Consider the following 3857-nt stretch of genomic DNA (forward strand, 5'->3'; position numbering starts at 1 on the left):
CCTTGTGGGAGAAGGTGGATCGGGGCGTTAGCGCCGAGATGGATGAAGGGTGCTCCAGCGGAGTAAGACGTTCGTGTTCCCTGGAACACCCCTCATCCGGCCGCTTCGCGGCCACCTTCCCCCACAAGGGGGGAAGGGAAAAACCTTACTGCTTCAGCACGTCCGCCCATTCCGGATGACGGCGGAACTGGGCGTTCGCGAACGGGCAGAGCGGGATGATCTTCTTGCCGGCGGCACGAGCATCCTCGACGGCGCGGGTGACGAGCCGAAGCCCGGCGCCCTGGCCGCGAAACACGTCCGGCACCTCGGTGTGGTCGATGATGAGCTGGTGCTCGCCGATCTTGGTAAAGGTCATCTCGGCCTCGGCGCCGCCGGGGCCGCGCAGCACGTAGCGCCCCTTGGAGCCGCGGTCTTCCAGTTCGATCTCGGGCAGTTGGTCAGCCATTTTGTTTGCCTCCTTGGAGCATGATGCCGAAAAGTGTGGAGCGGTTTTCGGACGACATCATGCTCTATCTTTTAGAGTCGGCGCCGACGCGAAAAGCCGCCGCGCCGCCTCGATTTCATTCGGCCGAACCTCATGCCCGCCGTCGTGCCACTCCGCTGTGACATCGGCGCCGTCGGCGCGCAAATAGGCCTCGAGCCGCGACGTCAAATTGGGTGGGCAGATCGGATCGCGCTTGCCGGCCGTGATCAATATATGGCGTCCAGCAAGGCTCCCTTGCACCTGCGGCTCGAACGGGATCAGCGGATGCATCAGCGCCGTGGCATCGAACAGGCCAGGCTCCGCAAACACCACCGAAGCCAGGACATTGGCGCCGTTGGAATAGCCGAGGCCGAATACCGCCGAAGGCTTCACAGCCTCGACATGCGCCTTGACGAAGCCCGCCATCTTCGCTGTCGCGCGCGCCAGGTCGTCCATGTCGTAGACGCCCTCGCCAGTCCGGCGGAAGAAACGCGCAGCGCCATGCTCCGACACGTCGCCGCGCGGCGAGATGATCGTCGCGCCGGGCAACAGCTCGCGGCCGAAGGTCAGCAGCTGGTTCTCGTCCGCGCCGGTGCCGTGGAAGACGAAGAGGAGCGGGCTGCCCGGCGAACCGGGCAGCATTTTGTGGATGTAAGCGTCCTTGCTCATGGCTTAGCCTTCCAGCTTCTGCAGGTGCTCTTCGAGATAGGGCCGCAGATGCTGGTGCTGCGTCGGCAGCTTCAGCGCCTCGCCGAGATGCGCGGTGTCCTCGTCGCGGTCGAAGCCCGGCTCGTTGGTCGCCACCTCGAACAGGACGCCGCCCGGCGTGCGGAAATAGATCGCCCAGAAATAGTCGCGATCGATGACCGGCGTCACGCCATAGCCCGTGTCGATCAGCGCCTTGCGCACTTCGAGCTGCTTGGCGCGGTCCTCGACCCCGAAGGCGACGTGATGCACCGAGCCGGCGCCGAGATTGGCAAAGCCCGCGCCCGGCAGCGATTCGATGTCGACGACATCGGCGCCATTGCCGTTCTTGATGGCCAGCCGGCGGACGTTGCCGGACTTGTCGACTTCCTCATAGCCCATGAACTTCAAAAGCTCCTCGGTGGCGCCGCCATCCTTCAGCCGGAGCGAGACGGAGTGGAAACCACGGATCGCCTCGTCGCCGGGAACGCCGCCCTTCACCCAGGGCGCTCTCTTGTCGGCCTTGTCCTCGACGAGCGCGAAACTGTCGCCGTCAGGTCCAGCGAAAGTCAGCCGCTTCTCGCCGAAACTTTCCGAGCGGGCGACGTTGCCCACGCCCTCATCGGCGAAGCGCTTTTCCCAGTAGGCGAGCGTGCCTTCCGGCACCGAGAACACCGTCGTGCCGACTTCGCCGACGCCGTGCCGGCCCTTGCCGATGTCGGGGAACGGGAAATAGGTCATCACCGAACCCGGCGTGCCGACCTCGTCGGCATAGTAGAGATGATAGACGTCCGGCGCGTCGAAATTGACGGTCTTCTTCACCCGGCGCAGGCCGAGCTTCTTGGTAAAGAACTCATTGTTGCGGCGTGCATCGCTCGCCATCGAGGTGACGTGATGCAGCCCCTGGATCTGATTGAGCATGATCGTGCTCCTTCCCTTGTCTTTGTGCGGCCCTCGCCGCTGTCCACGCCAATATGAGGATAGGCGGGCCGGCGGCAAAGCGGGCAAACACAGAATGGACTGTGTCATAAAAGTGAACGACTGTTCAAAATATGTTCACCAATCCATCACCGGCATTGACTTGCAACCCCGGTGATTTCCGTTCCATCTGGGCGCTTCCACAAGGACACGATCTTGGACCATCCGACGAGCCGCCCGAATGTTCTCCTCATCACCTGCGACCAGTGGCGCGGCGACTGCCTGTCGGCGGCCGGCCATCCGACGCTGAAGACACCGAATGTGGATGCGCTCGCCTCGGAAGGCGTGCTCTTCCGCCGCCACTATGGCGGGGCAGCACCCTGCTCGCCGGCCCGCGCCTGCCTCTACACCGGGCTCTACCAGATGAACAATCGTGTCTGCCGCAACGGCACGCCGCTCGATGCGCGCCATGGCAACATCGCGCTTTCGGCGCGCGCGGCGGGCTATGATCCTACTTTGTTCGGCTACACCGATGTCTCGCTCGATCCGCGCCAGCTAGCGGCCGAGGATCCGCGCCTGCGCAGCTATGAAGGCGTGCTGCCGGGCTTCACCGTGCGGCAGGCCCTGCCCGAGCATCAGAAGCAATGGCTGTCATGGCTGCGCGCGCAGGGCATCGACACCGGCGCCGGCAGCCCTGATATCCACCGTCCGGCCAACGAGCAGGCGAAACGCGACGCGACCAACGCGCCGCCGGTCTATTCGAAAGACCAGACGCCGACCGCTTTCCTGGCCGGCGAATTCATCCGCTGGCTCGGCGAGCAGGAGAAGAGCGCGCCGTGGTTCGCGCATATCTCCTTCATCAGCCCGCACCCGCCCTTCATCGTGCCGGAACCCTATAACGCCATGTACGATCCTGCCGACGGTCCGGCTTTCCGGCGCGCTGCAAGCTGGCAGGCCGAGGCGGAAGGCCACCCCTATCTCGCTTACGATCTCGACCGGCAGAAGCGGACAAAATTCGTTCCCGGCATAGAAGGCAACGTGCCGGACTGGAGCGAGGAAAACTTCCGCCGCATCCGCGCGATCTATTACGGCATGATCTCCGAGGTCGACGCGCAGCTCGGCCGTATCTGGCAGGCGATCAAATCGGCGGGCGCCTGGGACGACACCGTAATCGTGCTCACCTCCGACCATGCCGAGATGATGGGCGACCATTTCATGCTCGGCAAAGGCGGCTTCTTCGACGCCAGCTACCATATCCCGCTGATCATCCGCGATCCGCGCCGCAGCGCCGCGGCCGGCTCGTCCGTGGGCCATTTCACCGAAGCCGTCGATATCTTCCCGACCCTTCTCGACCTGATCGGCGCCGCGCCACAGCGCCATCTCGACGGCTGTTCGCTCGCGCCCTGGATCGACGGCAGGCAGCCGGCGAACTGGCGCGACGCCGCGCATTGGGAGTTTGATTTCCGCACGGTCGCCAAAGGCGAAGCCGAACGCCATTTCGGCATCGAATCCCGCGCCTGCAACCTCGCCGTCATCCGGACGGCCGACTTCAAATACGTCCATTTCGGCGGCGGCCTGCCGCCGCTGCTGTTCGACCTGTCGAAAGATCCCGACGAGTTGAACAACGTGGCCAGCGATCCGGCCTACCTGCCGGTGCGGCTGGAGTTCGCGGAGAAAATGCTCGCTTGGCGCGCCGCGCATCTCGACCAGTCGCTGGCCTTGGCGGAACTGACGGACGAAGGCGTGGTCGGGTATGTGAGTAGGGGAGTAGGGGAGTAGGGGAGTAGGGGAG

Annotated in this window: 4 protein-coding genes; 1 reads left to right on the forward strand and 3 read right to left on the reverse strand. The window is 64.4% G+C overall.

Translation table 11 applies throughout. The annotated features are described in order from the left end of the window. Positions 1 to 145: 145 nt before the first annotated feature. Genes FJ471_RS34220 through FJ471_RS34230 form a run of 3 tightly spaced genes read right to left on the reverse strand, consistent with a single transcriptional unit; the run spans position 146 to position 2068 of the window. Complete coding sequence (locus FJ471_RS34220) at positions 146 to 445, reverse strand: GNAT family N-acetyltransferase (protein ID WP_027166574.1); 300 nt, start codon at positions 443 to 445, stop codon at positions 146 to 148. A gap of 57 nt (positions 446 to 502) precedes the next feature. Further along, complete coding sequence (locus FJ471_RS34225) at positions 503 to 1132, reverse strand: alpha/beta hydrolase (protein WP_140811208.1); 630 nt, start codon at positions 1130 to 1132, stop codon at positions 503 to 505. A 3-nt stretch (positions 1133 to 1135) separates the two neighbouring features. Next, a complete protein-coding gene (locus tag FJ471_RS34230; RefSeq protein WP_140811210.1) occupies positions 1136 to 2068 on the reverse strand; it encodes a VOC family protein in 933 nt (310 codons plus the stop codon). A 213-nt stretch (positions 2069 to 2281) separates the two neighbouring features. Between FJ471_RS34230 and FJ471_RS34235 the strand changes: the two genes are divergently transcribed. Beyond that, positions 2282 to 3844 carry an alkaline phosphatase family protein gene (locus FJ471_RS34235; protein ID WP_140811212.1) on the forward strand — a complete coding sequence of 521 codons (1563 nt, stop codon included), beginning with the start codon at positions 2282 to 2284 and terminating at the stop codon, positions 3842 to 3844. Positions 3845 to 3857: the final 13 nt, after the last annotated feature.

Source organism: Mesorhizobium sp. B2-7-1 (assembly GCF_006440735.1).
Taxonomy (GTDB): Bacteria; Pseudomonadota; Alphaproteobacteria; order Rhizobiales; family Rhizobiaceae; genus Mesorhizobium.

What these genes read in the sequence shown, in the direction of transcription:
- FJ471_RS34220 (WP_027166574.1), bottom strand. Translation starts at nt 445, where the DNA reads ATGGCTGACCAACTGCCCGAGATCGAACTGGAAGACCGCGGCTCCAAG.
- FJ471_RS34225 (WP_140811208.1), bottom strand. Translation starts at nt 1,132, where the DNA reads ATGAGCAAGGACGCTTACATCCACAAAATGCTGCCCGGTTCGCCGGGC.
- FJ471_RS34230 (WP_140811210.1), bottom strand. Translation starts at nt 2,068, where the DNA reads ATGCTCAATCAGATCCAGGGGCTGCATCACGTCACCTCGATGGCGAGC.